This window comes from Stenotrophomonas maltophilia group sp. P373, from assembly GCF_053295075.1.
This window is the reverse complement of record NZ_CM129994.1, coordinates 3,049,805-3,072,733: the sequence shown is the minus strand read 5'-3', so window position 1 is coordinate 3,072,733 and position 22,929 is coordinate 3,049,805. Positions and strand designations below refer to the sequence as shown.

The 22,929-nt window shown below is 65.8% G+C and carries 19 protein-coding genes; 9 read left to right on the top strand and 10 right to left on the bottom strand.

Going from position 1 to position 22,929, the window contains the following annotated elements; genetic code table 11:
- Positions 1-10: 10 nt before the first annotated feature.
- The 3 genes from ACSYHF_RS14355 to ACSYHF_RS14345 form a co-directional block, all read right to left on the bottom strand.
- Positions 11-2,038 (bottom strand): alpha/beta hydrolase family protein, encoded by a 2,028-nt coding sequence (locus tag ACSYHF_RS14355; RefSeq protein WP_057495920.1) that lies wholly within the window; start codon positions 2,036-2,038, stop codon positions 11-13.
- A 94-nt stretch (positions 2,039-2,132) separates the two neighbouring features.
- Positions 2,133-5,108 (bottom strand): TonB-dependent receptor plug domain-containing protein, encoded by a 2,976-nt coding sequence (locus ACSYHF_RS14350; protein WP_005418015.1) that lies wholly within the window; start codon positions 5,106-5,108, stop codon positions 2,133-2,135.
- Positions 5,109-5,494: 386 nt separating this feature from the next.
- Complete coding sequence (locus ACSYHF_RS14345) at positions 5,495-8,284, bottom strand: TonB-dependent receptor plug domain-containing protein (RefSeq protein WP_072168514.1); 2,790 nt, start codon at positions 8,282-8,284, stop codon at positions 5,495-5,497.
- Between the two features lie 214 nt (positions 8,285-8,498).
- On the opposite strand from ACSYHF_RS14345, the gene apbC reads away from it, so the two are divergent.
- Together apbC and dcd are read left to right on the top strand one after the other, a co-directional pair.
- Positions 8,499-9,353, top strand: coding sequence for an iron-sulfur cluster carrier protein ApbC (gene apbC, locus ACSYHF_RS14340; RefSeq protein WP_005418013.1), 855 nt, complete (start codon positions 8,499-8,501; stop codon positions 9,351-9,353).
- Positions 9,354-9,431: 78 nt separating this feature from the next.
- Positions 9,432-10,004, top strand: coding sequence for a dCTP deaminase (gene dcd, locus ACSYHF_RS14335; protein WP_005418012.1), 573 nt, complete (start codon positions 9,432-9,434; stop codon positions 10,002-10,004).
- A 106-nt stretch (positions 10,005-10,110) separates the two neighbouring features.
- On the opposite strand, the gene ACSYHF_RS14330 is transcribed toward dcd, so the two are convergent.
- The 3 genes from ACSYHF_RS14330 to ACSYHF_RS14320 are packed head-to-tail and all read right to left on the bottom strand — an operon-like array spanning position 10,111 to position 11,384.
- A complete protein-coding gene (locus tag ACSYHF_RS14330) occupies positions 10,111-10,278 on the bottom strand; it encodes a LiaI-LiaF-like domain-containing protein (RefSeq protein WP_005418011.1) in 168 nt (55 codons plus the stop codon).
- 15 nt (positions 10,279-10,293) lie between these two features.
- The gene (locus tag ACSYHF_RS14325; RefSeq protein WP_005418010.1) at positions 10,294-10,716 is read right to left on the bottom strand and encodes an HIT domain-containing protein; all 423 of its coding nucleotides are present in this window, start codon (positions 10,714-10,716) and stop codon (positions 10,294-10,296) included.
- Positions 10,713-11,384 carry a dienelactone hydrolase family protein gene (locus tag ACSYHF_RS14320; RefSeq protein WP_111126966.1) on the bottom strand — a complete coding sequence of 224 codons (672 nt, stop codon included), beginning with the start codon at positions 11,382-11,384 and terminating at the stop codon, positions 10,713-10,715. Before ACSYHF_RS14320 ends, ACSYHF_RS14325 begins: the two co-directional genes overlap by 4 nt.
- 203 nt (positions 11,385-11,587) lie before the next feature.
- Here ACSYHF_RS14320 and rimO point away from each other — a divergent pair, with 203 nt between their 5' ends.
- Both rimO and ACSYHF_RS14310 read left to right on the top strand, forming a co-directional pair.
- Positions 11,588-12,949, top strand: coding sequence for a 30S ribosomal protein S12 methylthiotransferase RimO (gene rimO / locus ACSYHF_RS14315; RefSeq protein WP_134955454.1), 1,362 nt, complete (start codon positions 11,588-11,590; stop codon positions 12,947-12,949).
- Positions 12,946-13,770 carry a DUF3025 domain-containing protein gene (locus tag ACSYHF_RS14310; protein ID WP_447575751.1) on the top strand — a complete coding sequence of 275 codons (825 nt, stop codon included), beginning with the start codon at positions 12,946-12,948 and terminating at the stop codon, positions 13,768-13,770. The genes rimO and ACSYHF_RS14310 overlap by 4 nt, the downstream gene beginning before the upstream one ends.
- An 86-nt stretch (positions 13,771-13,856) precedes the next feature.
- Here the strand turns inward: ACSYHF_RS14310 and greB are convergent, their stop codons facing one another.
- Both greB and ACSYHF_RS14300 read right to left on the bottom strand, forming a co-directional pair.
- On the bottom strand, positions 13,857-14,363 hold the full coding sequence (gene greB, locus ACSYHF_RS14305) for a transcription elongation factor GreB (RefSeq protein WP_005418006.1): 507 nt from the start codon (positions 14,361-14,363) through the stop codon (positions 13,857-13,859).
- An 88-nt stretch (positions 14,364-14,451) separates the two neighbouring features.
- Positions 14,452-15,957: a helicase HerA-like domain-containing protein gene (locus ACSYHF_RS14300; RefSeq protein WP_005418005.1), complete on the bottom strand. Its 1,506-nt coding sequence runs from the start codon at positions 15,955-15,957 to the stop codon at positions 14,452-14,454.
- A 122-nt stretch (positions 15,958-16,079) separates the two neighbouring features.
- Between ACSYHF_RS14300 and ACSYHF_RS14295 the strand changes: the two genes are divergently transcribed.
- Positions 16,080-17,690, top strand: coding sequence for a transglycosylase SLT domain-containing protein (locus tag ACSYHF_RS14295; RefSeq protein WP_053501135.1), 1,611 nt, complete (start codon positions 16,080-16,082; stop codon positions 17,688-17,690).
- Positions 17,691-17,713: 23 nt separating this feature from the next.
- Positions 17,714-18,061, top strand: a complete 348-nt coding sequence (locus tag ACSYHF_RS14290) for a ribonuclease E inhibitor RraB (protein WP_005417993.1) — start codon at positions 17,714-17,716, stop codon at positions 18,059-18,061.
- A gap of 109 nt (positions 18,062-18,170) precedes the next feature.
- On the opposite strand, the gene asd is transcribed toward ACSYHF_RS14290, so the two are convergent.
- Positions 18,171-19,013, bottom strand: coding sequence for an archaetidylserine decarboxylase (asd, locus tag ACSYHF_RS14285; RefSeq protein WP_053501139.1), 843 nt, complete (start codon positions 19,011-19,013; stop codon positions 18,171-18,173).
- Positions 19,010-19,660, bottom strand: a complete 651-nt coding sequence (locus ACSYHF_RS14280) for an SCO family protein (RefSeq protein WP_005417991.1) — start codon at positions 19,658-19,660, stop codon at positions 19,010-19,012. Before ACSYHF_RS14280 ends, asd begins: the two co-directional genes overlap by 4 nt.
- A gap of 122 nt (positions 19,661-19,782) precedes the next feature.
- On the opposite strand from ACSYHF_RS14280, the gene prmB reads away from it, so the two are divergent.
- From prmB to ACSYHF_RS14265, 3 genes are read left to right on the top strand one after another with little or no spacing between them, the layout of a single operon-like run.
- Complete coding sequence (gene prmB, locus ACSYHF_RS14275) at positions 19,783-20,712, top strand: 50S ribosomal protein L3 N(5)-glutamine methyltransferase (protein WP_279946130.1); 930 nt, start codon at positions 19,783-19,785, stop codon at positions 20,710-20,712.
- Entirely contained in the window at positions 20,709-21,812 is a 1,104-nt protein-coding gene (gene aroC / locus ACSYHF_RS14270) for a chorismate synthase (RefSeq protein ID WP_005417989.1), read from the top strand. The genes prmB and aroC overlap by 4 nt, the downstream gene beginning before the upstream one ends.
- Positions 21,805-22,842 (top strand): 2-hydroxyacid dehydrogenase, encoded by a 1,038-nt coding sequence (locus tag ACSYHF_RS14265; protein WP_447575750.1) that lies wholly within the window; start codon positions 21,805-21,807, stop codon positions 22,840-22,842. The genes aroC and ACSYHF_RS14265 overlap by 8 nt, the downstream gene beginning before the upstream one ends.
- Positions 22,843-22,929 lie beyond the last annotated feature (87 nt).

The following is a 22,929-nucleotide window of genomic DNA, read 5'->3' as shown; positions in this document are numbered from 1 at the left end:
CCGGTAACGCTTACAGGCCGCCGCCGCCGCAGCCTTTGCCCAGGTAGTCGTCTATCAGCTGCAACTGGTCGGCCATGATGCGGCGCGTCCAGGCCGGCCCGTGGGCGTAGTCGGCGATGGCGTGGAACTCGACCGGCTGGCCGGAACCTTTCGCCTTGTTCACGAACCACTCCGACTGTTCGATCGGCACCGTGCGGTCGCGATCGCCGTGGTAGACCATCAACGGGATCTTCATCTCGCCGGCCTTGTCCACCGGGTTCAGGCCGGCCACCGTGGGGGCCTGGGCCTGGCGGAAGAATGGGTTGGTATAGAAGCGCGACCAGATCTTCTTGATATCCGAGACGCCGGCGCCGGCAATGGCGCATTTGTACAGTCCGTTGGGGCGGACCGAGGCCGCAAACGCCGAATAGCCGCCATAGGAGAAGCCGAACATGGCGATGTGGCCGGGGCGGGCGATCTTCTGGTCGATCATCCACTGCGCGCCGTCGTCCTTGTCATCCTGCATCTTCTGGCCCCACTCGGCGTCACCGGCCATCCACAGCTTGCGGCCCCAGTCGGCCGAGCCACGGAACTGCGGGCGCAGCACCGCCATGCAGCGCGATGCCATCAGCGGGACCCACATCGAGCCATCGAAGTCCATGCCATCGCGCGCCCAGGGCCCGCCGTGCGGATGCACGACCGCCTTCCAGGGGCCGGCGCCGCACAGCTCGGTGCTGGGCGTGGTGAGGAATGCAGGAATGTCCAGCCCGTCGCGTGCCTTGTAGTAGACCAGCCGGGTCTGGCCCAGCGCGGCAGGCTGGATCTGCGGGTAGGTCTTCGCCAGCAGGGTCAGCTTGCCGTTGTGCAGCAGGTGGTATTCGGGCGGATTGGAAGGCCCGGAGGTAACGACCAGCACGTTGGAAAGGTCCGCCGTGTAGTCGACGATGCGCAGGCTCACGCCGGTATCGTAGTTGGCGGTGAAGCGCTGGCCGTTGGCGGTATCGACCATCGCCAGCGGTTCCTGGGTGATGCCCAGGGCCTGGCGCAGGCCCTGGTCCAGCGCCTTCATGCGCGGCGAGGTCCACTGCATGTCGTCACCGCGCGGACCGGCGTAGCCGATGCCCATGATCTCGCCGAACGGCACCGCACCCTTGCGGAAGCGGTTGATCAGCATCGAACCGGCGTTGAACAGCTTGTGCTCGAACAGCACTTCCTTCTGCTTGCGCGCGCTGATGTCGTACTCATACACGATCGCCTTGTCGCGGCCGACATTGCTGAGCACGAAGGCGATGTTCGGGTCGTCGGCAAAGCCGATCACCTGGTTGACGTCGCGGTTCTTCACATAGGAGCGAAAGTGCTCTTCCCAGGTACCGGTGGCGGGCGACCGGAACTCGGTGGCGACGTAGGCACCGGTGCCGTCGACATCCTGGCGCAGGCGTGCGCGCAGCTCGCTGTCGAGGTCGGTGATGTAGCCGGCCACGCGCTCTTCGGTCTTCTGGATGCGCTGCGAGGTGAAGTTGCGCAGGTCGACCTTGTAGACGTCACCGGAGCTGCTGCCACTGCCGTTGACCACCAGGATGTGGTCCGGATCGTTGGGCAGGGTGTCCAGTACCGTGGCGTTGGCCAGGGCCTGCTCGAGCTCCTCGCTGCGGCTGCTGGCACGTGGAGGCGTGATCGGCTCCTTCCATTGCTTGCCTTCGATGTCGGTGATGAAGAACTTGCTGACGAAGGTCTTGGTCACCCGGTCCGCGCGCAGGTCGTAGGGCTGCCACAGCACCACCGCCAGCTGCCCGTTCTTGATGAACGACACGCTCTGGAACTTCATGCGGTTGGCGCCGATCACCGTTGGCGGCTTGTCCAGTGCATCGGTGCGCCACACCACGATCACGCGCTCTTCGCCATTGGCGCGCAGGCCGGCGATGTGCTGGCCATCCGGCGATAGCGACAGGCTGGAGATGGCGGGGAAGGCCGCCATCTGCTCAATGGTCGGAGCTTCGGGCTTGGCGTGCAGGGACGGGGAAACACTGGCCAGGGCCGCCAGCAACAGGGTTCGCTTCATTGCAACCTCGGAATGCAGTGGCAGCTGCCTGTGGAAAAGGCAGTGCCTGAAATGGAACCGCCGCCCCGAAGGGCGGCGGTTGCAGGGAGCAGGATCAGAACGAACGCGTGATGTTCAGGAAGTAGCTGCGACCGAAGTAGTCAAAGCCGCTGTACAACAGCGCGTTGCCGACGGTGCTGTAGACACCCTGGGAGATGGTCGGCGGCTTGCGGTCGGCGAAGTTGCGCACGCCACCGGTGACCGACCACTTATCCGCTTCATACTTCACCGAGATGGCCTGCAGGAAGTAGTTCGGGGTGTACAGCTTGTACGCCGAGGTAGCCGGATCGAAGTCACCCGGGTTGCGCTCCTCGTAGTACGCGTAGCTGTCCATCTTGTCGATCCAGTCCAGGCCATAACGCACCTGCCAGTTCTTCCACTTGTAGCTCAGGTCCAGCGAGGCGGTGTTTTCCGGACGCGACAGCATGCCGTTGTAGTCCACCAGCGGATCGTCGGAGAAGACCTTGCTGGCCTGTTCCAGGTAGTGGGTGAACTGCAGCGTGGTGCGCAGGGTGCCCGGGCCGATTTCGCGGACATAGCGGGTGGTGAAGTCCAGGCCACGGACCTTGTCGGTGGACAGGTTGATGAAGCCGTTGGTCACCACCAGCTGGTTGTTGACCGGGTTGCGGGCCACCAGGCGGCACAGACCCGAACCGGAGGAGAAGTCGGCACTGCCGCTGTCATAGCAGCGCGACAGGATGTTCGCGCCGCCCGCGCTGTCGACGCCGTTCTTCACTTCGATGTCGAAGTAGTCGGCGGCGAAGGACAGGTCACCGAAGCCGCTGCCGAATTCTGGCTGGATCACCACGCCCAGGGTCTTGGCCTTGGAGGTTTCGGCTTCCAGGCCGGCCTCGGCACCACCCTGGGTGACCACGGTCACGCCCTGGGTGGCTAGGTAGTCCGGTGCCAGGCCCAGCGATGCGCAGTTCTGGTAGCGCGGCGAGCTCGGGTTGCGATCACCATACTCGTTGCAGGGGTCGGCACTGCTGCTCAGGAAGCCGGTGGTGCCGCCCAGGAACTGTTCGAACAGCGCCGGTGCGCGGTAGGAGGTGCCGTACGAAGCACGGAACGACAGCCACTTCACCGGCGTCCACAGCGCGCCGATCTTGTAGGTCTCATCCGAGCCGTAGGACTTGTAGTCGGTGTAGCGGCCGGACAGGTTGACCGTCAGTTCCTCGGCAGCGGTGACGCCGGACAGCAGCGGCAGTTCCAGTTCGCCGTAGGCCTCGAGCACCGAGTCCGAACCGCGGGTCGGGGTGGCGTTGGTCAGGTTGTACAGGTCGGCATTGATCGAGTACGGCGACGGGGTGTCGTCGATCCGTGCCTTGCGGTACTCGACGCCGAACGCGCCGCCGGCCGAGCCGTAGGGCATGTCGAACAGCGGGCCGTTGACGTTGAAGTTGACCGTGGTTTCCTTGTACAGCGTGTTGCCGGTGACCGGCACGAACACCCAGTCCTTCCAGTCTTGCGGCAGCTTGCCGCCGATGGTGTTGGTGTTCAGCGCCGGCGCGGCGATGCAGCCGTTGGAAGCGTCGCGGCAGACATAGCCACCGGCACCGTTGGAGACCACGTCCAGGCTCTGGCGCAGGCGGCTGGTCAGGAAGCTTTCAAAGGTGTAGTCGGCGTCGCTGCGGGCGTGCATGACGTTGAAGTCATAGTTCCACTCCGAGCTCAGGTGGCCACGCAGGCCGGCATTGAAGCGCAGGAAGTCGACGTTCTGCTTGTTGGTGTCGTTGCCGAAGCCGATGAACGCACGCACGCCCAGGTTCCTGCCGCTGGTCTGGTCGGTCGGGGCGCCGGCTACGCTGTCACGCAGGTTGGCCGGGATCAGCGGGCTGCCCACGGCGTAGTCCAGGGTCAGCTGGCGGTAACCGGTCTGGGTCGACTTGCGCTTGTTGCCCAGGAACTCGTAGTACAGCTCGGCATCACCCAGTGCATTGAGGTCGAAGCCGCCCTGGAAGTACAGGGTGTGGGTCTTGGTCGGCGAGATCAGCGACTCGTTGCGCATCGCCGGGTCGAAGGTGTCGCGGGTGTTCAGGTCCACGCCTTCGTAGCCGACCAGGCCGGTGGTGATCGCCGCGTTCGGGCGCCAGCGGTTGAAGCGGGTGCCGACGCCGCCCGGAGCGGCCACACCGGTACGGGTGTTGGTGCCGATGGTGTTCAGGGTGGTGCCGCCGGCATCGAGCGACCAGCACTTGGGCTTGCCGGTCAGCGGATCGATGAAGTCACCGCTGCCCCAGGAGTCGCCGGCCTCGATGTCACGGTACATGTCGGTCGGGCAGCCGCCTGCCCAACTGCGGTCGGCCAGGGTCAGTTCGTTGCGGGTGTAGTACTCATACGAACCGGAGAAGTGCGAGCGCTCGCCGGTGGAACCGAACATGATCGAGTAACGGCGCTCTTCACCGCCGCCACCGTCGGTGGCGTTGTGCTGCGCTTCGAAGGTGACACCGTCGACCTTGGTCTTGGTGATGATGTTGATCACGCCGGCCACGGCGTCGGAGCCGTAGATGGACGAGGCGCCGTCCTTCAGGATCTCGACGCGGTCGACGATCGAGTTCGGCAGCACGTTCAGGTCGGTCGAGCCGACCGAGCCGCGGGTACCGGCCGGCGATACGCGGCGGCCGTTGAGCAGGATCAGGGTGCGGGTCGGGCCGAGGCCGCGCAGGCCCAGGGTGTTGGCGCCCGGGCCGCCGTCGGTGACGTAGCCGCCGTAGGCGTTGTTGATCTGTGCCGCACCGGCGGTGACCGCCGTGCTCTGCAGGGCGGCGGTGGTCGAGTTGAAGCCGGCCAGGGTGGTTTCTTCACGGGTGACGACCTGCACCGGCGAAACCGAGTTGAACACGTCGCGGCTGATGCGCGAACCGGTGACGGTCACCGTGTCCAGGTTGGTGGCCTTCGACTTGGGCGCTTCCTCAGTCTGCGTCGTGCTGGAGGCGTCCTGGGCGATCGCCGGGGCGGCTGCGGCGAGCAGCACGGCAGAGGCGAGGGCGAAGCTCAGCGGATGCTTGCTGAGCGACTTGCGATTGATCATCTGAAATCCCCTTGAATCGAATGATTGCGTCGTACACCGGGACTGGTCCTTGTCGACGTCTCCGTGTGTCCCTTGCCCAGTGTCGGCAGCGTGCCGCCGCCCGGCGCTGGTACCGGCTTCACGTGCCGATGACTCGAGATTAACATCACATTAACCAAGGCTGTCAAGCATTCATGATGCAGTCATGGAGGTGTGATTCGTCAGCGGCGCTGACTGCGAGAACGCGCGTCTAAATCAACGTATCTGTTTGATCTGTATCGCATTGTCACCATTCCGTTCGAAAGTGACTTTTTCCTGAATGGGACGGTTCGGCCTGATCGTAGGAAAAAAAAAGGCCCCGCCGAAGCGGGGCCTGGTCCAGACACGCGGTCCGGAATACGACGGGATTAGAAGTCGTACTTGACCTGGGCCGAGATCTGACGGCCGTAGACGCTGTAGAAGCCGTCGTTGAACGGGGTCGATTCGTTGCCCGGGTAGTTGTAGCGCTGGCCTTCCGGCAGCTTGTTGAACACGTTGTTGACCATCAGCGACAGGGTCAGATCGTCCTGTGCCTGGTAGTTCAGGCTCATGTTGTACGTGGTGTACGAGCCCCACTTGCCGGCCTTGGCGCCGGAGGAGTGGACGTAGTCGTAGCTGCGGCCGGTGTAGGCCAGGTAGTTCGGGGTGCTGCCGACGTAGTTCGCGTACACGGTGGTGGTGAACTTGGAGATGGCCCAGCCCACCGACACGTCGCCGCGTACCTTGGCGAAGTTGTCGTAGTACCACATGTTGTACGGATCGCTCAGCAGGTCCAGCTTCTGCGCACCCGGCAGGGCCACCACTTCACGCTTGAGCATGTTGGTGTAGTTGCCGGAGAACATCAGCGAACCGAAGCGGCCCAGGTCCTGCTGGTACTTGGCACCGACGGTCACCGCTTCCAGGTTCTGGCTGGCCACGTTGAGCTTCGGGGTGTACACGCGGGTCAGGTTGCCACCGGCGTCGCGGGTCACCCAGTCGGTCACGTTCTGGCAGCTGGCCGAGGTGTTGTTCGGCAGGCCGTTGTGGCACTGGTACTCGGCCAGCAGCAGCTGGTCGGTGCTCAGGGTCTTGACCTCGTTCTTGATCTTCCAGTTGTAGTAGTCGACCGACAGCGAGAAGTTGCTCACCGGGGCCCACACCACGCCTGCGCTCCACACGTCGGCGGTGATCGGCTTCAGGTCCGGGTTGCCGGACTTTTCGCTGTACACCGAGGTGGTCTTGTAGAACGAGCAGGCTTCGTCACGCAGCGCGTAACCCATCTGGCTGCAGCGGTAGTAGTCGTTCTGGCCGGAGGCGAACGAGCCGCTCATGCCCTGGAAGGCATCGGACAGGGTCGGCGCGCGGAACGCGGTGCCGTACTTGCCGCGCAGCAGCAGGCTTTCCACCGGACGGTATTCCAGGCCGATGCTGTAGGTGGCCTTGTCGACGGTCTTGTCGGCGATCTTGAAGGCGTCATAGCGGCCCGAGGCGCTGATGGTCAGCGACTCGAACACCGGCATGCGCAGTTCGCTGGTCACCGCGTAGTTGCTGCGGTGGCCGGCACCGGCCACGGCGCTGGCGCCCCACGCGTTGCCATCGACGAAGGCCTGGTCGGGCGAGTAATCCCAACCCTCGCTGCCGCCTTCCAGCACGACGGCCAGGCCGGCGTCGCCGCCCGGCAGGGAGAACAGCGAACCGTTGGTCACCTGCACGCGACCGAGGTTCTGCCAGGTCTTGCTGCGGTGGGTGCCATAGCCGGTGAAGCTGGCGAACTGGTCCGGGGTGATCGGCGAGTAGAAGGCGGTGTAGTTCGGGTTGTAGATGCCGAAGCCATCAGCGGTGGTGCCCAGGCGCGGGCCCAGCACGGTGTCGCCGAAGAAGCCTTCGATCTTGTCCTTCCAGCGCGCGAAGCGGTTCTGGTCCAGACGGTATTCGCCGCGGGTGAAGCTGGCGCTGTAGTCCCAGTCGCCGACCATGCCCTTGCCGCCCAGGGTGACCTGGTAGGAACGGCTCTCATCGGAGTTCAGGATGTTGTTGTAGTGGCCCGGGCCGATTTCTTCCGGCGCGAAGGCGCGCTGCAGGTTCACGACCTTGCCCAGGCCCTGGTCGTAGAAGCCGCCCATCACCGACTTGGTGCCCCACCACAGGGCGCTGGAGCCGGAGGTGAATTCGGTCTTTTCCTTGCTGTACAGCACGTCGGCGAACAGCTGGAAGTTGTCGTTCACGTCGAAGGTCATCGACGAGTAGAACTGGCCGCTGTTCTTGCCGTTCTTCAGGGTCTTGTAGCCGGCGCTGTACACCGAGCCGCACGATTCGCCCGATGCACGCTTGCCGACGGTGGTGGTGCCGTCGTACAGGCCTGCCACGTTGGCGCAGCGGGTCGGGTCCATCATGTACAGCTTGTTGTCGGCGTTGCCGATGACAGCAAAGTCGTTCGACGGCAGCTGCGCGGTGTAACCGACAGGGTTGTTCTGCTTGGTGATGTCACGCTGGTAGCCCCAGATCGGGCTGCCGTTTTCGATCTGCACGTTGACCAGGGCGTGGAAGCGGTCGTCGAACGCGTTGAAGCCCTTGGCGGCGCTGAAGCGGATGTTGCTGCCACCACCTTCGGTGTAGGTACCGCCACGGATCGACATCGTGCCGCCGTCCATGCGTTCCTTCAGGATGATGTTGACCACGCCGGCGATCGCGTCCGAGCCATACAGCGACGACTGGCCGCCCGGCAGGACTTCGATGCGCTCGACGATGTCGATCGGAATGCCGCTGATGTTGTTGAACGACTCGCTGCCGTTGTACAGCGCCGGATACGAGAGCATCGGGCGGCCGTTGATCAGGTACTTGGTGTAGCCCGGATTCAGGCCGAACATGCCGGCGGCTTCGGCGCCTTGGGTGAACGCACCCGAGGTCTGGCCACCCTGCAGGCCGCCGGTGGTCAGCGATGACTGCTGCAGCACTTCAGCAACACTGCTGAAGCCGCGGGTCTGGATGTCTTCGGCGGTGATGGACATCACCGGGGTCTGGGTTTCGACCTGGGTCTGCGGGATCAGCGAACCGGTGACGGTGATCTTGTCCAGGTTGGTCGCCTTGTCCTGGGCCATTGCCGGGGCGGCGGCCATCAGAGCGGAAATCAGGGCGACGGCGAGCGTGTTGCGACGTGCGGTATTGCTGACGTGTTTCATGTAGTTCCAATGGAGAGCAAAAAACAAAAACGGCACTGCGCATGCGCCATCGCGCGGGCCGGAACAGCGGGCTCCGCAGCTCAAAACAGTGCTGATCGAACGTAACATGAACTTAACAATCTGTGCACGAATCCGTCGCAATCCTGAATTTCAGTCAGGTTACGTCCAGCTTGTATGATGTTGGGTTATCCCCCTGACTCCGCCGGTGCTCGTTGTGAACAGTTCTCCCCGCCGTCCCCATGCCAGCCAGGTCCAGAAGGGACTTACGCCGCATGCCCGCATCCGCAATGTCATCGCGGTCGGTTCGGGCAAGGGCGGCGTCGGCAAGTCCACCACCTCGGTGAACCTGGCCGTGGCGCTGCAGCAGCTCGGTGCGCGGGTGGGCGTGCTCGACGCCGACATCTACGGCCCCAGCGTGCCGGCCATGCTGGGGCTGTCCGGCCGCCCGGAAAGCCCGGACAACAAGAGCATCGAGCCGCTGCGTGCGTTCGGCGTGGACACCATGTCGATCGGCTACCTGATCGAAGAAGACACCCCGATGATCTGGCGCGGCCCGATGGCCACCTCGGCGATGACCCAGCTGTTCAACGATACCCTGTGGGACGACCTGGATTTCCTGCTGATCGACCTGCCGCCCGGCACGGGTGACATCCAGCTGACCCTGACCCAGAAGATTCCGCTGGCCGGTGCAGTGATCGTCACCACGCCGCAGGACATCGCCACGCTGGATGCGAAGAAGGCGCTGAAGATGTTCGAGAAGGTCGAGGTGCCGGTGCTGGGCATCGTCGAGAACATGGCGGTGCACACGTGCAGCAGCTGCGGGCACATCGAGCACCTGTTCGGCGAGGGTGGCGGCGAGCGCATGGCCGCGCAGTACGGCGTGCCGCTGCTGGGGTCGCTGCCGCTGCAGATCGGCATCCGCGAGCAGGGCGATGCAGGCACGCCGATCACCGTGGCCCAGCCGGATTCGGCACCGGCCCAGGCCTACCGCCATGCCGCGCAGCGCCTGATCGAGGAAGTCGGCAAGCGCCCGCGGGCCTCGATCCCGATCCTGTCCTCGCTGCTGTAAGTGCCGGGGCAGGGGCCGCCGGCGCAGGCCGGCCCCCTGCTAGAATCCTCGCGCCCCCTCGTACCCCCAGGACAAAGCATGAGCATCAAGAGTGACCGTTGGATCCGCCGCATGTCCGAGCAGCACGGCATGATCGAGCCGTTCGAGGCCGGGCAGGTCAAGCAGGCCAACGGCCAGCGCATCGTCAGCTATGGCACGTCCAGCTATGGCTATGACGTGCGCTGCTCGCGCGAGTTCAAGGTGTTCACCAACATCAACTCGACGATCGTCGATCCCAAGCACTTCGATCCGGGCAGCTTCGTGGATATCGTCGGCGATGAGTGCATCATCCCGCCGAACAGCTTCGCGCTGGCGCGTACCGTGGAATACTTCCGCATTCCGCGCGATACCCTGGTGGTGTGCCTGGGCAAGAGCACCTACGCGCGCTGCGGCATCATCGTCAACGTGACGCCGCTGGAGCCGGAATGGGAAGGCCACGTCACCCTGGAATTCAGCAACACCACGCCGCTGCCGGCGCGCATCTACGCCAACGAAGGCGTGGCGCAGATGCTGTTCTTCCAGGCGGCCGCCGATGACATCTGCGAGACGTCGTACCGCGACCGTGGCGGCAAGTACCAGGGCCAGACCGGCGTGACCCTGCCGCGGACCTGAAGATTGCAGGCGATCTGTAGAGCCGAGCCATGCTCGGCTTCAAGGCAGGGCAGCCGAGCATGGCCCGGCTCCACATGAAGGAAGGCGGCGCAATGCGCCGCCTTCCTTATTTGCCGCGACCGAACAGCATCGCGATGCCGACACCCACCAGGGCCACCGGCCACCAGGTCAGCAGCAGCTTGGACAGGTTCAGGTGCGTCCAGCCGAGATTGCTGGCGAGCATGAACAGGCCGATCAGGATCAGCAGGACGGCGGCAACGAGGTTGAATCGCATCGGGTCGGCGAAGGCTCAGGACAGGGCCGGATATCCTAGCCGTTCCTTCCAGTAGGCGACATGCTGGTCCAGCGCCGCCGGCTCGTAGCGGTGCGCCGGGCCGCTGCCCCAGACCGGGCCCGGCCAGGCCGGATCACCGTCGTGGCGGCCGATCACATGGAAATGCAGCTGGCGCACGATATTGCCCAGCGCCCCGATGTTGATCTTTTCCACCCCGTCGGAGCCCTTCAGGGCCTTGCAGGCGCGGTTGAGCTCGGTGCGGAGCTTGTCCTGCTGCTCGCCGTCCAGCTCGATCCACTCGGTGACCCCGGCCAGGCGCGGTACCAGCACCAGCCAGGGGAATCGTTCGTCGTTCATCAGCCGCACTTGCGACAACGGTCCTTCCGCCACCAGCACGCTATCGGCGGCCAGGCGTGAATCGAGTTCGAATTCGCTCATCCAAGATGCTCCGAGAAGAAGTCCAGGGTGCGTTGCAGCGCCAGGGCGGCGCTGTCTGGATCATACGCATGTCCGACCTCCCGGTTGAAGGCATGATCGGCCGGATAGACGTAGGTGGCCATCTGCGGCAGCTTTTCGCGGTGGGCCTGCACGGCTTCTGGCGGGATGCTGCGGTCCTGGGCGCCGAAGTGGAAGATCACCGGCGCCTTGGGTGGCTCATCGAGGAACTGGACGTTGCGCGCACCGTAGTAGCTGACCGACGGCAGTCCCAGGCGCACTGCGGACAGCATCGCCACCGTACCGCCCCAGCAGTAGCCGACGGTGCCGACCTTGCCGTAGGGGGCCAGCCGGGTCGCCGCCGCGCGGACCACTTCCAGCGCACGCTCCATGCCCAGCGCGCCGACCCGTTCCAGGCCCTGCTTCACGCCTTCGGCGTCGTAGGGCAGCGCGTCCGGATCGGCGTCGGGGCCATCGAGCAGGTCAAAGAACGAGGGCGCCAGCACCGCATAGCCTTCCGCCGCGAAGCGTTCGGCCACGCTGCGAATATGCGGATTGGCGCCGAAGATTTCCTGCACCACCACCAGGCCGCCGCGCGCGGTACCCTCCGGCAGGGCCTGCCAGGCCCGTACCGGGCCGTGATGCGTATCCAGGGTGATCCACTCGGCCATCGTTTCCATCTCGTTGTGGGGAACAGAACGGCATTGTCGGTGCTGCATGGGTTAGCGCGATGTCAGCGGCTGTGCGGGATCGGGCGGCTGGCCATTCAGAGCGCGGCCGCCAACCCCGGTATACTGGCGCCCTTTCAGGCCCCGGCCCCCAGGAACCCCTGCCATGCCGGCAGGGGCCCAGGCCCCCAGAGTCCCGCGATTCCATGTCCCAGCTGAACCCCAAAGTCGGCTTCGTCAGCCTTGGCTGCCCGAAGGCCCTCGTCGATTCCGAGCGCATCCTCACCCAGCTCCGTTCGGAAGGCTACGACATCGTCCCGTCCTATGATTCGGCCGACGTGGTGGTGGTCAACACCTGCGGCTTCATCGATTCTGCGGTGACCGAGTCGCTGGACGCGATTGGCGAAGCGATGAACCAGAACGGCAAGGTCATCGTCACCGGCTGCCTGGGCAAGCGCCCTGAGCAGATCCGCGAGGCGTACCCCAACGTGCTGGCGGTGTCCGGCCCGCAGGATTACCAGAGCGTGATGGAAGCGGTGCATGAAGCACTGCCGCCCAAGCACGATCCGTTCGTGGACCTGGTGCCCGACTACGGCATCAAGCTGACCCCGCGCCATTACGCCTACCTGAAGATTTCCGAAGGCTGCAACCACAAGTGCAGCTTCTGCATCATTCCGTCGATGCGCGGCAAGCTGGTCTCGCGCCCGGTGGATGAGGTGCTGCGCGAAGCCGAGCGCCTGGTGCGTGGCGGCGTGCGTGAGCTGCTGGTGGTGTCGCAGGACACCTCGGCTTACGGCGTGGACGTGAAGTACGCCGAGAAGATGTGGCGCAACAAGGCCTACCAGACCCGCCTGAAGGCGCTGTGCGAAGGCCTGTCGGAGCTGGATGCATGGGTGCGCATGCACTACGTGTACCCGTATCCGCACGTGGACGAAGTGGTGCCGTTGATGGCCGAGAATCGCATCCTGCCGTACCTGGATATCCCGTTCCAGCACGCCAGCCCGCGCATCCTGCGCCTGATGAAGCGCCCCGGCGCGGTGGAGAAGACCCTGGAGCGCGTGCAGAACTGGCGCCGTATCGCGCCGGACATCACTGTGCGTTCGACCTTCATCGTCGGCTTCCCCGGCGAGACCGAAGCCGAGTTCGAGGAACTGCTGTCGTTCCTTGACGAAGCGCAGCTGGATCGCGTGGGTGCGTTCGCCTATTCGCCGGTTGAAGGGGCGACCGCCAACGATCTGCCCGATGCTGTGCCGGAGGAAGTGAAGCAGGAGCGTCTGGCCCGCTTCATGGAGAAGCAGGCGCAGATTTCCGCTGCACGCCTTGAGGCCAAGATCGGCACCGTGCAGCAGTGCCTGGTCGACGCCATCGAAGGCGACATCGCCGTGGCCCGTTCCAAGGCCGATGCCCCGGAGATCGACGGCCTGGTGCACATCCAGAATGCCGACCAGGTGCCGCTGCGCGTGGGCGAATTCGTCGAGGTGGAGATCACCGAGAGCGACGAGCACGACCTGTATGGTGACGCGCTGACGGCCGCCCCCCGTCCGGCGTTCGACCTCAAGGTGCTGTGACCGCTGCGACGGCCGCCACCGGCAACGGCGGCGGTTCACGACGCTTCGTACCGCCGCCACGTGCGGCGGTAGCTGCACGGCAGTTCGAGCATCCGCTGTTTGCCGGACTTCAGGACTTCCGTGACCTGCTGGACGGCACCGCGTGGCCGTCCATCGCGGCGCTCGATGCACGTCTGGCCGTGCCTGGCAAGCGCCTGGTTGAACAGGACGCCGCGTTGCTGGCCGATGGCCTGCATTATGAGGCGCGTATCGCGCAGGGACGCATCGCCACCCGTGCCGGCAACTGGCACGACCTGTTCAATGCGCTGGTGTGGGCCTCACAGCCGCAGCTGAAGCGCGCGCTCAACGTGCGGCAGTGCCTGCATATCGAGGCGATGCCACCCGGCCAGCGCAATCGCGCGCAGGCCGCCTTGACCCAGTTCGACGAAACCGGCGTGATCGTGCGTGTGCGCGATGACTCACTGCGGGTTGCCTGGGATGCACACGACTGGCCCGCGTTGTTTGACCCGGTGAACTGGCAGAGCGGTGACATCGCCATCACTGTGGTATTCGGGCATGCGCTGATGGAACAGGCCCTGCTACCGGGGCGATTGCTGGTCGGCAAGTGCGTGGTGGTGCAGGGCGATGTCGAAGCCGCCTGTGTCGACGTGGTGAGCGCTTCCATTGCCGAGGGCAGGGCAGTGACCGATCCGCTGCAGCTGCGTCCGCTGCCGTTGGCTGGAATCCCAGGCTGGCACGACGTGCAGGATTCTACCTTCTACCGCAATGCCGACTATTTCCGCCCGCTGCGTGCAGGGCGCACGTACCCGCCACCGTTGTAGAGCCGAGCCCATGCTCGGCTGCGTTGCCCATCAGCCGAGCATGGGCTCGGCTCTACAACGGCGGCGAGGTCGGGCATGGCTCGACGCTACACAGGCTCGTACTCCACGCCGATCACTGCAAAGGTGAACTGCCCGCCGGGCAGCTCCACCGAGAACTCATCATCCAGCCGCTTCTTCAGCAGCGCACGCGCCAGGGGGGAATCGATGCTGATCCAGCCCAGGCCCGCATCGGTCTCATCCGGGCCGACAATGCGATAGCGGCTGGTGTCGCCGCTGTCCACGTTCTCCAGTTCCACCCACGCGCCGAAGAACACTGCGAGCGGATCGGTTGGCGTCGTATCGACCACGCGCAGCGATTCCAGCCGCTTGGTCAGGTAGCGCACGCGGCGGTCGATCTCGCCCAGTTGCTTCTTGCGGTAGGTGTACTCGGCGTTTTCGGAACGGTCGCCTTCTGCTGCAGCGGCGGCGAGCGCTTTCACCACTTCCGGGCGGCGCACGCGCCATAGCTCATCCAGTTCGGCCTTCAGTCGCGCATGCCCGGAAGCGGTGATCAGGGCGGTGCTTTTTTCTGCGGGGGGACGCCAACGGGACATGCAATACGACTTCTTTTCTGGATGACGAATGAGAGAGCAGGGTCAGATCCCTTTCCAGCGGAAAGGGCTCTGACCCCAGCAGGGGCAGCTAGCGCTTGCCGCCGAAGATGCCACCGAGGATGCCGCGCACGATCTGGTTGCCCAGCTTGGTGCCGACAGTGCGCGTGGTCTGCTTGGCCATGGTTTCGATCATGCCCTGGCGGCGCTTGGTGCCGAAGATCGCGTCCTTGATGGCCTGGCCGAAACCACCTTCCTGAGCTTCGTCCTGCTCGCGGCTGCGCGCGGCCGGCGCCTGTGCCTGCTCGATGCTCTTCTGCGCGCGCTGGGCCAGCAGTTCGGCGGCCGATTCGCGGTTGATCGCGGTGTCGTAGCGGCTGCCGACCGGGCTGCCGGCGCGAACCTGTGCACGCTCGGCCTCGGTGATCGGTCCCATCCGGCAGCGCGGCGGCGCGATCAACGTCTGCTGCACGGGCATCGGCACGCCCTTGTCCTGCAGCGTGGATACCAGTGCCTCGCCGGTGCCGAGCTGGCTCAGCACCTTGGCCACGTCCAGCTTCGGATTCGGCACGAACGTCTCGGCCGCGGTTTTCACCGCCTTCTGGTCGCGCGGGGTGAACGCACGCAGTGCGTGCTGAACGCGATTGCCCAGCTGGCCGAGAATGTTGCCCGGCACGTCGTCGGGGAACTGCGAGCAGAAGTACACGCCCACGCCCTTGGAGCGGATCAGGCGCACCACCTGCTCGATGCGCTGCACCAGCGACGGCGGTGCATCATCGAACAGCAGGTGCGCTTCGTCGAAGATGAAGACCAGCTTCGGCTTGTCCAGGTCGCCCACTTCCGGCAGCTGCTCGAACAGTTCCGACAGCAGCCACAGCAGGAAAGTGGAATAGAGCTTGGGCTTGAGCACCAGCTGGTCGGCGGCGAGGATGCCGATCATGCCGCGGCCGTCGTGGTTGACCCGCATGATGTCGGCCAGTTCAAGTGCCGGTTCGCCGAAGAAATTCTCGCCACCGTCCTGCGCCAGGCGCAGCACCGAACGCTGGATCGCCGCGATCGACTGCGCACTGACCAGGCCGTACTCGGTGGAAATGTCCTTGCGCTCCTCGGCAACCAGGCCGAGCAGGGCGCGCAGGTCGTCCATGTCCAGCAGCAGCAGGCCGCGGTCGTCGGCCAGCTTGAATACGATGTCGAGTACCCCGGCCTGGGTGTCGTTCAATTCGAGGATGCGCGACAGCAGGGTCGGGCCCATCTCGCTGACCGTGGTGCGCACCGGGTGGCCCAGTTTGCCGTACAGGTCCCAGAAGATGGTGGGGCTGGCGGCTGGCGCATAGTCGGCCACGCCGATCTCGGCGGCACGCTGGAGCAGGTTTTCCGCGCCGGTGCCGGGCACGGCCAGGCCGGAGACATCGCCCTTCACATCGGCCAGGAACACCGGCACGCCCCGTCGCGAGAAGCCCTCGGCCAGGGTCATCAGGGTCACGGTCTTGCCGGTACCGGTGGCGCCGGCCACCAGTCCGTGGCGGTTGCCGAGTTTCGGCAGCAGGGTGACGGCAACATCGTCGGTAATGCCTTTGCCGAGCAGAATCGGATCCATGGTCCAGCCCTTGTGATGAATAGCCCAATGTTAACCGCCGGCAGTGACGGTCCGAAGGTCGGCTTGCCCGGACCTTGGCGGCGCCGCTACTCTGCCTGCCTGTTTCGCACACAGTGCCATCAATGCCCGTTCCTGTCCTGATTTCCCGCGGTTGGCCGCTGCTGGCCCTGGCCGGCCTGGTTTCCCTGGCGCCCGACGCCCACGCACAGCGGGTTTCGGCCCGGGACAAGGTGAAGGTGGATGCGCTGCAGCAGCGCATGACCGCCGCCGAAAAGCGCTACGGCGATGCCCTGCTGCTGGTCGCCAACGCCGACCCCAAGGGCAGCAACGAAGCCGATGCCGCGCTGGAGGACATGGAAGATGTCCTCAACGACTGCGTCAAGCAGAAGGGCTGCCAGATGGGGACCCTGCTGGCCAGCTACAAGCGCCTGCTCAAGCACGACGCCGATGCCGCCGCCAGCGATGACGTGGCCGATGAGGGCGGTGACCGTCTGGAAGCCGACCCGGACCACATCGGCCCCCTCACCGCCGACGTGCCCGAGGCCGCGCGCGCTGCCGCGCTGTTGAACGACAAACGGCACGCCTTCGACAGCATGGTCGAGTACAACCCGGCGGTGCAGGCCGGCATCCGTCGCTGGCTGACCGACATGCGACCGGCGCTGCTGACCAGCTACGAGAATTACCAGAACCTGCGCGCGGTGATGTGGCCGGAGTGGGAAAAGCGCGGCCTGCCCGAGGCGCTGCTGTTCGGGATCATGGCCAAGGAATCCAACGGCCGTGTGCATGCTTCCTCGCGCGCCGGCGCCGCCGGCCTGATGCAGTTCATGCCGGCCACCGGCCGCCGTTTCGGCCTGGGCCCGGACGGCACCGGCTTCGATACCCGCTTCGACGCGCGCAGCGCCGCTGAAGCCAGCGCCAGCTACCTCAACGAGCGCCTGCGCGAACTGAACAACAACGTGGAAATGTCGGTGGCCGCCTACAACGGTGGCGAAGGCCGTGCCGCGCGCGTGTTCAAGCAGAGCGCCGGCCAGAGCTTCTGGACCGACAGTGTCTACAACCAGTTCCCGGGCGAGACCAAGGACTACGTGCCGATGGTGATTGCCGCGGCCTGGATCTTCCTGCACCCGCAGCAGTACGGCGTGGAGTTCCCGAAGATCAGCGCGCAGCCGGCCACGCTGCGGCTGGCAAAGTCCACCACCATCTATGAACTGACCATCTGCCTGGGCAGCCACGGTACCCGCGATGGCTACATGCGTGCGCTGCGCAACCTCAACCCGCGCTATGAGGCCGATGGCTGGATTCCGGCCGGTACGCTGATCAACGCCACCACCCGCATCGCCGGCCTGTACCAGCGCAACTGTGTCAGTGGTCCGCGTGCCGACCTCGCCCGCACGCTGATCACCGCTGATCTCAACGCGGCGATCAAGCGCCCGACCGCGGCGAGCTATACCGGCAGCGTGGCGGTGGGTGGTGTGGTGCCGGTGGCCGACGCGGCTGCATCCACCAGCGTGCCGACCGCACCGGTGGCTGCAGTGGCGGCACCGCGCCCGGCGCCGGCCGCCCGGCCGAAGCCGGCGCGCAGCCACAAGGTGGGTCGGGGGGAGACCCTGGGCGCCATCGCCGCGAAGTTCCAGTGCGACCTGCCGACCCTGGCCCGCGCCAACGGCCTGAAGGCGCCGGCCTACAGCCTGCGCCAGGGCCAGACGCTGAAGCTGCAGGGCTGCGACAAGTAATTCCCAAGACCACTGGAATCCGTATGGACCTCGAAGCCACCCGCAACCTGTTCGCCAACCTCCGCGAGAACACCGACTGGGACATCAACGGCCCGTTGCTGTGGGGGTATTTCTTCGTCCACGCCAGTGCCGAGCCGCTGCAGGCGCTGGCCCAGCACCTGCAGGCACAGGGCTACACCTTCGTGGAACTCTTCGAGCAGGAACCGGAAGAGGGCGACGCGCCGTTCCACGTGCTGCACGTGGAGCGCGTGGAAATCCACGACGAAGCCTCGCTGGACGGCCGCAACCAGGAATTCGCGGCGCTGGCCGCGGAGCACGGCGTGGAAGACTACGACGGCATGGACGTCGGCCCAGCACCGGTCCTGCAGTAATCCGCTTCTGACTGTAGAGCCGAGCCCGTGCTCGGCTCTACAGACCCGGTAGTGCCGGCCGCTGGCCGGCATTCCGTTGAATCCATCCACGCGTCGCGTGGATCTACGGTCAGCGCAGCTTTGCCAGGGCCTGGCCCAGCTGCACAGGGCTTTCGGCGCCCAGCTGCGGGGCGAATTCGGCTACGCCCGGCGGCAGCAGCACCACCACGGTCGAGCCGTAATTGAAGCGTGCCATCTCGGCGAAACGCTCCAGCTTGATGCCCTGGCCGCGGTAGTCCTTGCGGGTGATGCGATCGCCGTAGGCCGGGATCTCCTCGCCGCTCCACACGGTTTCCACGCCGGATACCAGCAGCGCGCCAACCATCACGCTGACCATCGGGCCGAAGCTGGTGTCGAAGTGGCAGACCAGGCGCTCGTTGCGGGCGAACAGGCGCGGCACCCCGTTGACGGCCGCAGGACCGACACTGAACAGGCGTCCTGGCACGTGCACGGTTTCACGCAGGGTGCCGGTCCACGGCATGTGCACGCGGTGGTAGTCGCGCGGTGACAGGTACACGGTGGCGTACAGACCGTCGTTGTACGGCTTGGCATCCTCGTCGCTGCCCAGCAGCTCGGCGGCGGTGAACGACTGGCCCTTGGCCTGGAAGATGCGGCCGGCCTCGATCTTCCCCAGCTGGCTGATGCGGCCGTCGGCCGGCATCACCAGGCTGCGCGGATCGGCATCGGCCACGCGCGCGCCCGGCTTCAGCGCGCGGGTGAAGAACTGGTTGAAGGTCGCATAGCTGCGCGGGTCCGGGTTGGCCGCTTCGTCCAGGTTGACGTTGAACTTGCGGGTGACGGTGTCGATCAGCCAGCGCGACACGCGCGGATCGTCCGAGTACGCCAGCGAGCGTGCCATCGAGGACAGCAGGCGATGGGGCAGGGCGTACGTCAGGGCGGTGGTGAGGCTCATGGGGCGGTTTTCTCGGTCAGCTTCTGCAGGTCGCGGGCGATCGCCGGCGCATTGAACGGGGGGCGCACCAGGCCGGCAAGGCGGCCCTGCGGGTCGAGCACGGCCAGGCTGGCCGAATGCTCGACGGTGTAATCCTCGGGGTTTTCGTCGAAATGCTTGCCCGGCACTTTCTGGAACACGAAACCCAGCGAGGTGGCGAAGCGCTCCAGCGAGGGGATATCGGCGGTGGCGGCCAGGGTGTCCTTGTGGAAGCCGTGCACGTACTCGCCGAGGCGGGTGGCGCTGTCGCGGTCCGGGTCGACCGAGATGAACAGCACGCGCGGGCGCAGGCCATCGGGCAGGGCCTCCCACTGGTTCTGCGCGCCGGCCAGCTCGGCCAGGGTGGTCGGGCAGACGTCCGGGCAGAAGGTGAAGCCCAGGAACACCAGGGTCCAGTGGCCCTTCAGTTCGCCCGGGATCAGGCGGGTGCCGTCGGACTGGGCCAGGTTGAAGTCGGGCAGTTCACGCGGCTGCGGGTACAGGGTGATCGCTTCGGTGGCCGGGGCGTTGGCCGGCGGCTTCGGCGCGAACACCTGCTGGGCGGCGAGCAGGCCAAGCCCCGCCGCCAGGGCGATCAGCAGGATGATGCCGGCATTGCGATTGAACATGGGGGCTCCCACGCGAAATGGGCTCCATCATACCGGCTGCGGCCCGATCGTTTCCGCCGCAACGGATGCTGCCGCGGGCGCCAGCCCCTATAATCGGGGGCCACTTTGCCAGCAGTACCGCCATGACCGCTGAAACGGCCGCCGAACTCCACACGATCATCGATCTGATCCGCTACGGCACCAGCCGTTTCAACGAAGCCGGGCTGACCTTCGGGCACAGCTACGACAATGCGCTGGATGAGGCCACCCAGCTGGTGCTGCACAGCCTGCACCTGCCGCACGACCTCGGCCCGGCCTACGGCCAGGCACGCCTGCTGCAGGCCGAAAAGCTGCGCGTGCTGGAACTGTTCCAGCGTCGCATCGACGAACGCATCCCCGCTGCCTACCTGACCGGTGAGGCCTGGTTCGCCGGCCTGAGCTTCAAGAGTGACACGCGCGCGCTGGTGCCGCGCTCGCCGATCGCCGAACTGATCGAATGTGGTTTCGAACCGTGGCTGGCCGGCCGCGATGTCAGCCGCGCGCTGGATCTTTGCACCGGTTCGGGCTGCATCGCCATCGCCATGGGCCACTACTACCCGAACTGGGAAGTGGACGGCGTCGACCTGAGTGACGACGCACTGTCGCTGGCCGAGGAGAACAAGGAGCGCCTGCAGGCGCACAACGTCACCCTGATCAAGTCGGACCTGTTCAATGGCCTGACCGGCCGCCACTACGACCTGATCGTCACCAACCCGCCGTACGTCACCAACGACGAGACTGATGCCCTCCCGCAGGAGTATTCCTACGAGCCGGAAATGGGCCTGCGTGCCGGTGAGGATGGCCTGGACCTGGTGCTGAAGATCCTGCGCGATGCCCCGCTGCACCTGAGCGAAGACGGTCTGCTGATCTGTGAAGTGGGTGAGTCCGAACAGCATCTGGTCAAGCTGCTGCCGGAAGTCGATTTTTCCTGGATCGAGTTCAAGGTCGGCCAGATGGGCATCTTCGCGGTCGAATGCCGCGAGCTGATCGCCCACAGCGCACGCATCACCGAACTGGCGGCGCAGCGCCCGTGAGCTCCAATTCGTTCGGCAAGCTGTTCACCGTCACCACGTTCGGCGAGTCGCACGGGCCGGCCATCGGCTGCGTGATTGATGGCTGCCCTCCGGGGCTGGCGCTGGACGCGACCGAATTCGCCCACGACCTGCAACGCCGTGCGACTGGCAAGAGCCGGCACACTTCCGCGCGGCGCGAGGCCGACGAGGTCGAGATCCTGTCCGGCGTATACGAGGGCCTGACCACCGGCACCCCGATCGCGCTGCTGATCCGCAACACCGACCAGCGCAGCAAGGATTACGCCAATATCGGCCAGCAGTTCCGCCCGGGCCATGCTGACTACAGTTACTGGCACAAGTACGGCATCCGCGATCCGCGTGGCGGTGGCCGTTCCTCGGCACGCGAGACCACCATGCGCGTGGCCGCCGGCGTGGTCGCCAAGAAGTGGCTGGCCGAGCGTTTCGGCGTTACCGTGCGTGGCTACCTGTCGCAGCTGGGCGACATCACCCCGGCCGGTTTCGACTGGTCGGCGGTGGAAGACAATCCGTTCTTCTGGCCGCACGCCGCACAGGTGCCGGAGCTGGAGGCGTACATGGATGCGCTGCGCAAGTCTGGCGACTCGGTCGGTGCGCGCGTGGACGTGGTCGCCGACAACGTGCCGCCGGGCTGGGGCGAGCCGATCTACGGCAAGCTTGACGGCGAACTGGCCGCTGCGCTGATGAGCATCAATGCGGTGAAGGGCGTGGAGATCGGCGACGGATTCGCCAGCGCCGCGCAGAAGGGCACCGAGCACCGTGACCTGCTGACGCCGCAGGGCTTCGCCAGCAACCATGCCGGCGGCATCCTCGGTGGCATCTCCACCGGCCAGCCGGTCGTCGCGTCGATCGCCCTGAAGCCGACGTCCAGCCTGCGCCTGCCGGGCCCGTCGCTGGATACGGCCGGCAACGTGGTCGAGGTGGTCACCACCGGCCGCCACGATCCCTGCGTCGGCATCCGCGCCACGCCCATCGCCGAGGCGATGGTGGCGCTGGTGCTGATGGACCAGGCGCTGCGTCATCGCGCGCAGTGCGGCGATGTCGGCACGATCACCCCGCGCATTCCCGGGCAGATCGATGGCTGACACGCGGCCGACCGTGTGGGTGAGCCAGCCGCTGATCGAGGCGGCCATCGCGCCGCTGCGCGATCGCGTGCAGCTGCGCAGCACCGACACCGTCACCGCCTGGTCGCCGGACCAGATCGCTGCACAGCTGGCCAGCGCCGACGGCGCGATCATCACCCTCAACGAGCGCATCGGTGCGGCGCAGGTGGCCGATGCCACGCAGCTGAAGGTGATCGCCAATGTCGGCGTCGGCTACAACAACCTGGATGTCGACGCGCTCAGCGCGGCCGGCATCCTGGCCAGCAACACGCCGGACGTGTTGACCGAAACCACCGCCGATCTCGGTTTCGCGCTGCTGATGGCAACCGCGCGCCGGATCACCGAGTCCGAGCGCTGGCTGCGTGAAGGGCAGTGGCAGCAGTGGTCGTTCCAGACCATGCTGGGCGCGGATGTCCATGGCAGCACGCTGGGCATCCTTGGCATGGGCCGCATCGGCCAGGGCATCGCCCGCCGCGGCGCGCACGGTTTCGGCATGAAGGTGCTGTACCACAACCGTTCACGGTTGCCGGCCGACACCGAGGCGTCGCTCCGCGCGACCTACGTGGACCTGGATACACTGCTGGCACAGTCCGACCATCTGGTAACGGTGCTGCCCTACACGCCGGCCTCGCATCACATCATCGACGCAGCTGCGCTGGCGAAGATGAAGTCGACGGCAACCCTGGTGAACATCGCCCGCGGCGGCATCGTCGACGAACTGGCGCTGGCCGACGCACTGGCCAACGGCCACCTGGCGGCCGCTGGCCTGGATGTGTACGAGGGCGAGCCGAAGGTGCGCCCGGAGCTGCTGGCGCTGCGCAACGTGGTGCTCACGCCGCATATCGGCAGCGCCTCGCTGGCCACGCGCACGGCGATGGTACAGCTGGCTGTGGATAATCTGGCTGCCGGGCTCGGCCTGGACGGCGGCCCGTCGCGCATGCCGAGCGCGATCAACGCTGACGCGGCGATGGCCGCGCGCGTGACGCTGGGCAAAAAAACCGGGAAACGATAGGGAACCTCCGCGCGCCCCGCTTGAGGAGGTTCCCCGAACCCAGCTGTCGTGCGTGTTTTCCCCCATTCCCGTTTTCGTGAGAGTTCC

What these genes read in the sequence shown, in the direction of transcription:
- ACSYHF_RS14355 (WP_057495920.1), bottom strand. Translation starts at nt 2,038, where the DNA reads ATGAAGCGAACCCTGTTGCTGGCGGCCCTGGCCAGTGTTTCCCCGTCC.
- ACSYHF_RS14350 (WP_005418015.1), bottom strand. Translation starts at nt 5,108, where the DNA reads ATGATCAATCGCAAGTCGCTCAGCAAGCATCCGCTGAGCTTCGCCCTC.
- ACSYHF_RS14345 (WP_072168514.1), bottom strand. Translation starts at nt 8,284, where the DNA reads ATGAAACACGTCAGCAATACCGCACGTCGCAACACGCTCGCCGTCGCC.
- dcd (WP_005418012.1), top strand. Translation starts at nt 9,432, where the DNA reads ATGAGCATCAAGAGTGACCGTTGGATCCGCCGCATGTCCGAGCAGCAC.
- ACSYHF_RS14330 (WP_005418011.1), bottom strand. Translation starts at nt 10,278, where the DNA reads ATGCGATTCAACCTCGTTGCCGCCGTCCTGCTGATCCTGATCGGCCTG.
- ACSYHF_RS14325 (WP_005418010.1), bottom strand. Translation starts at nt 10,716, where the DNA reads ATGAGCGAATTCGAACTCGATTCACGCCTGGCCGCCGATAGCGTGCTG.
- ACSYHF_RS14320 (WP_111126966.1), bottom strand. Translation starts at nt 11,384, where the DNA reads ATGGCCGAGTGGATCACCCTGGATACGCATCACGGCCCGGTACGGGCC.
- rimO (WP_134955454.1), top strand. Translation starts at nt 11,588, where the DNA reads ATGTCCCAGCTGAACCCCAAAGTCGGCTTCGTCAGCCTTGGCTGCCCG.
- greB (WP_005418006.1), bottom strand. Translation starts at nt 14,363, where the DNA reads ATGTCCCGTTGGCGTCCCCCCGCAGAAAAAAGCACCGCCCTGATCACC.
- ACSYHF_RS14300 (WP_005418005.1), bottom strand. Translation starts at nt 15,957, where the DNA reads ATGGATCCGATTCTGCTCGGCAAAGGCATTACCGACGATGTTGCCGTC.
- ACSYHF_RS14295 (WP_053501135.1), top strand. Translation starts at nt 16,080, where the DNA reads ATGCCCGTTCCTGTCCTGATTTCCCGCGGTTGGCCGCTGCTGGCCCTG.
- ACSYHF_RS14290 (WP_005417993.1), top strand. Translation starts at nt 17,714, where the DNA reads ATGGACCTCGAAGCCACCCGCAACCTGTTCGCCAACCTCCGCGAGAAC.
- asd (WP_053501139.1), bottom strand. Translation starts at nt 19,013, where the DNA reads ATGAGCCTCACCACCGCCCTGACGTACGCCCTGCCCCATCGCCTGCTG.
- ACSYHF_RS14280 (WP_005417991.1), bottom strand. Translation starts at nt 19,660, where the DNA reads ATGTTCAATCGCAATGCCGGCATCATCCTGCTGATCGCCCTGGCGGCG.
- prmB (WP_279946130.1), top strand. Translation starts at nt 19,783, where the DNA reads ATGACCGCTGAAACGGCCGCCGAACTCCACACGATCATCGATCTGATC.
- ACSYHF_RS14265 (WP_447575750.1), top strand. Translation starts at nt 21,805, where the DNA reads ATGGCTGACACGCGGCCGACCGTGTGGGTGAGCCAGCCGCTGATCGAG.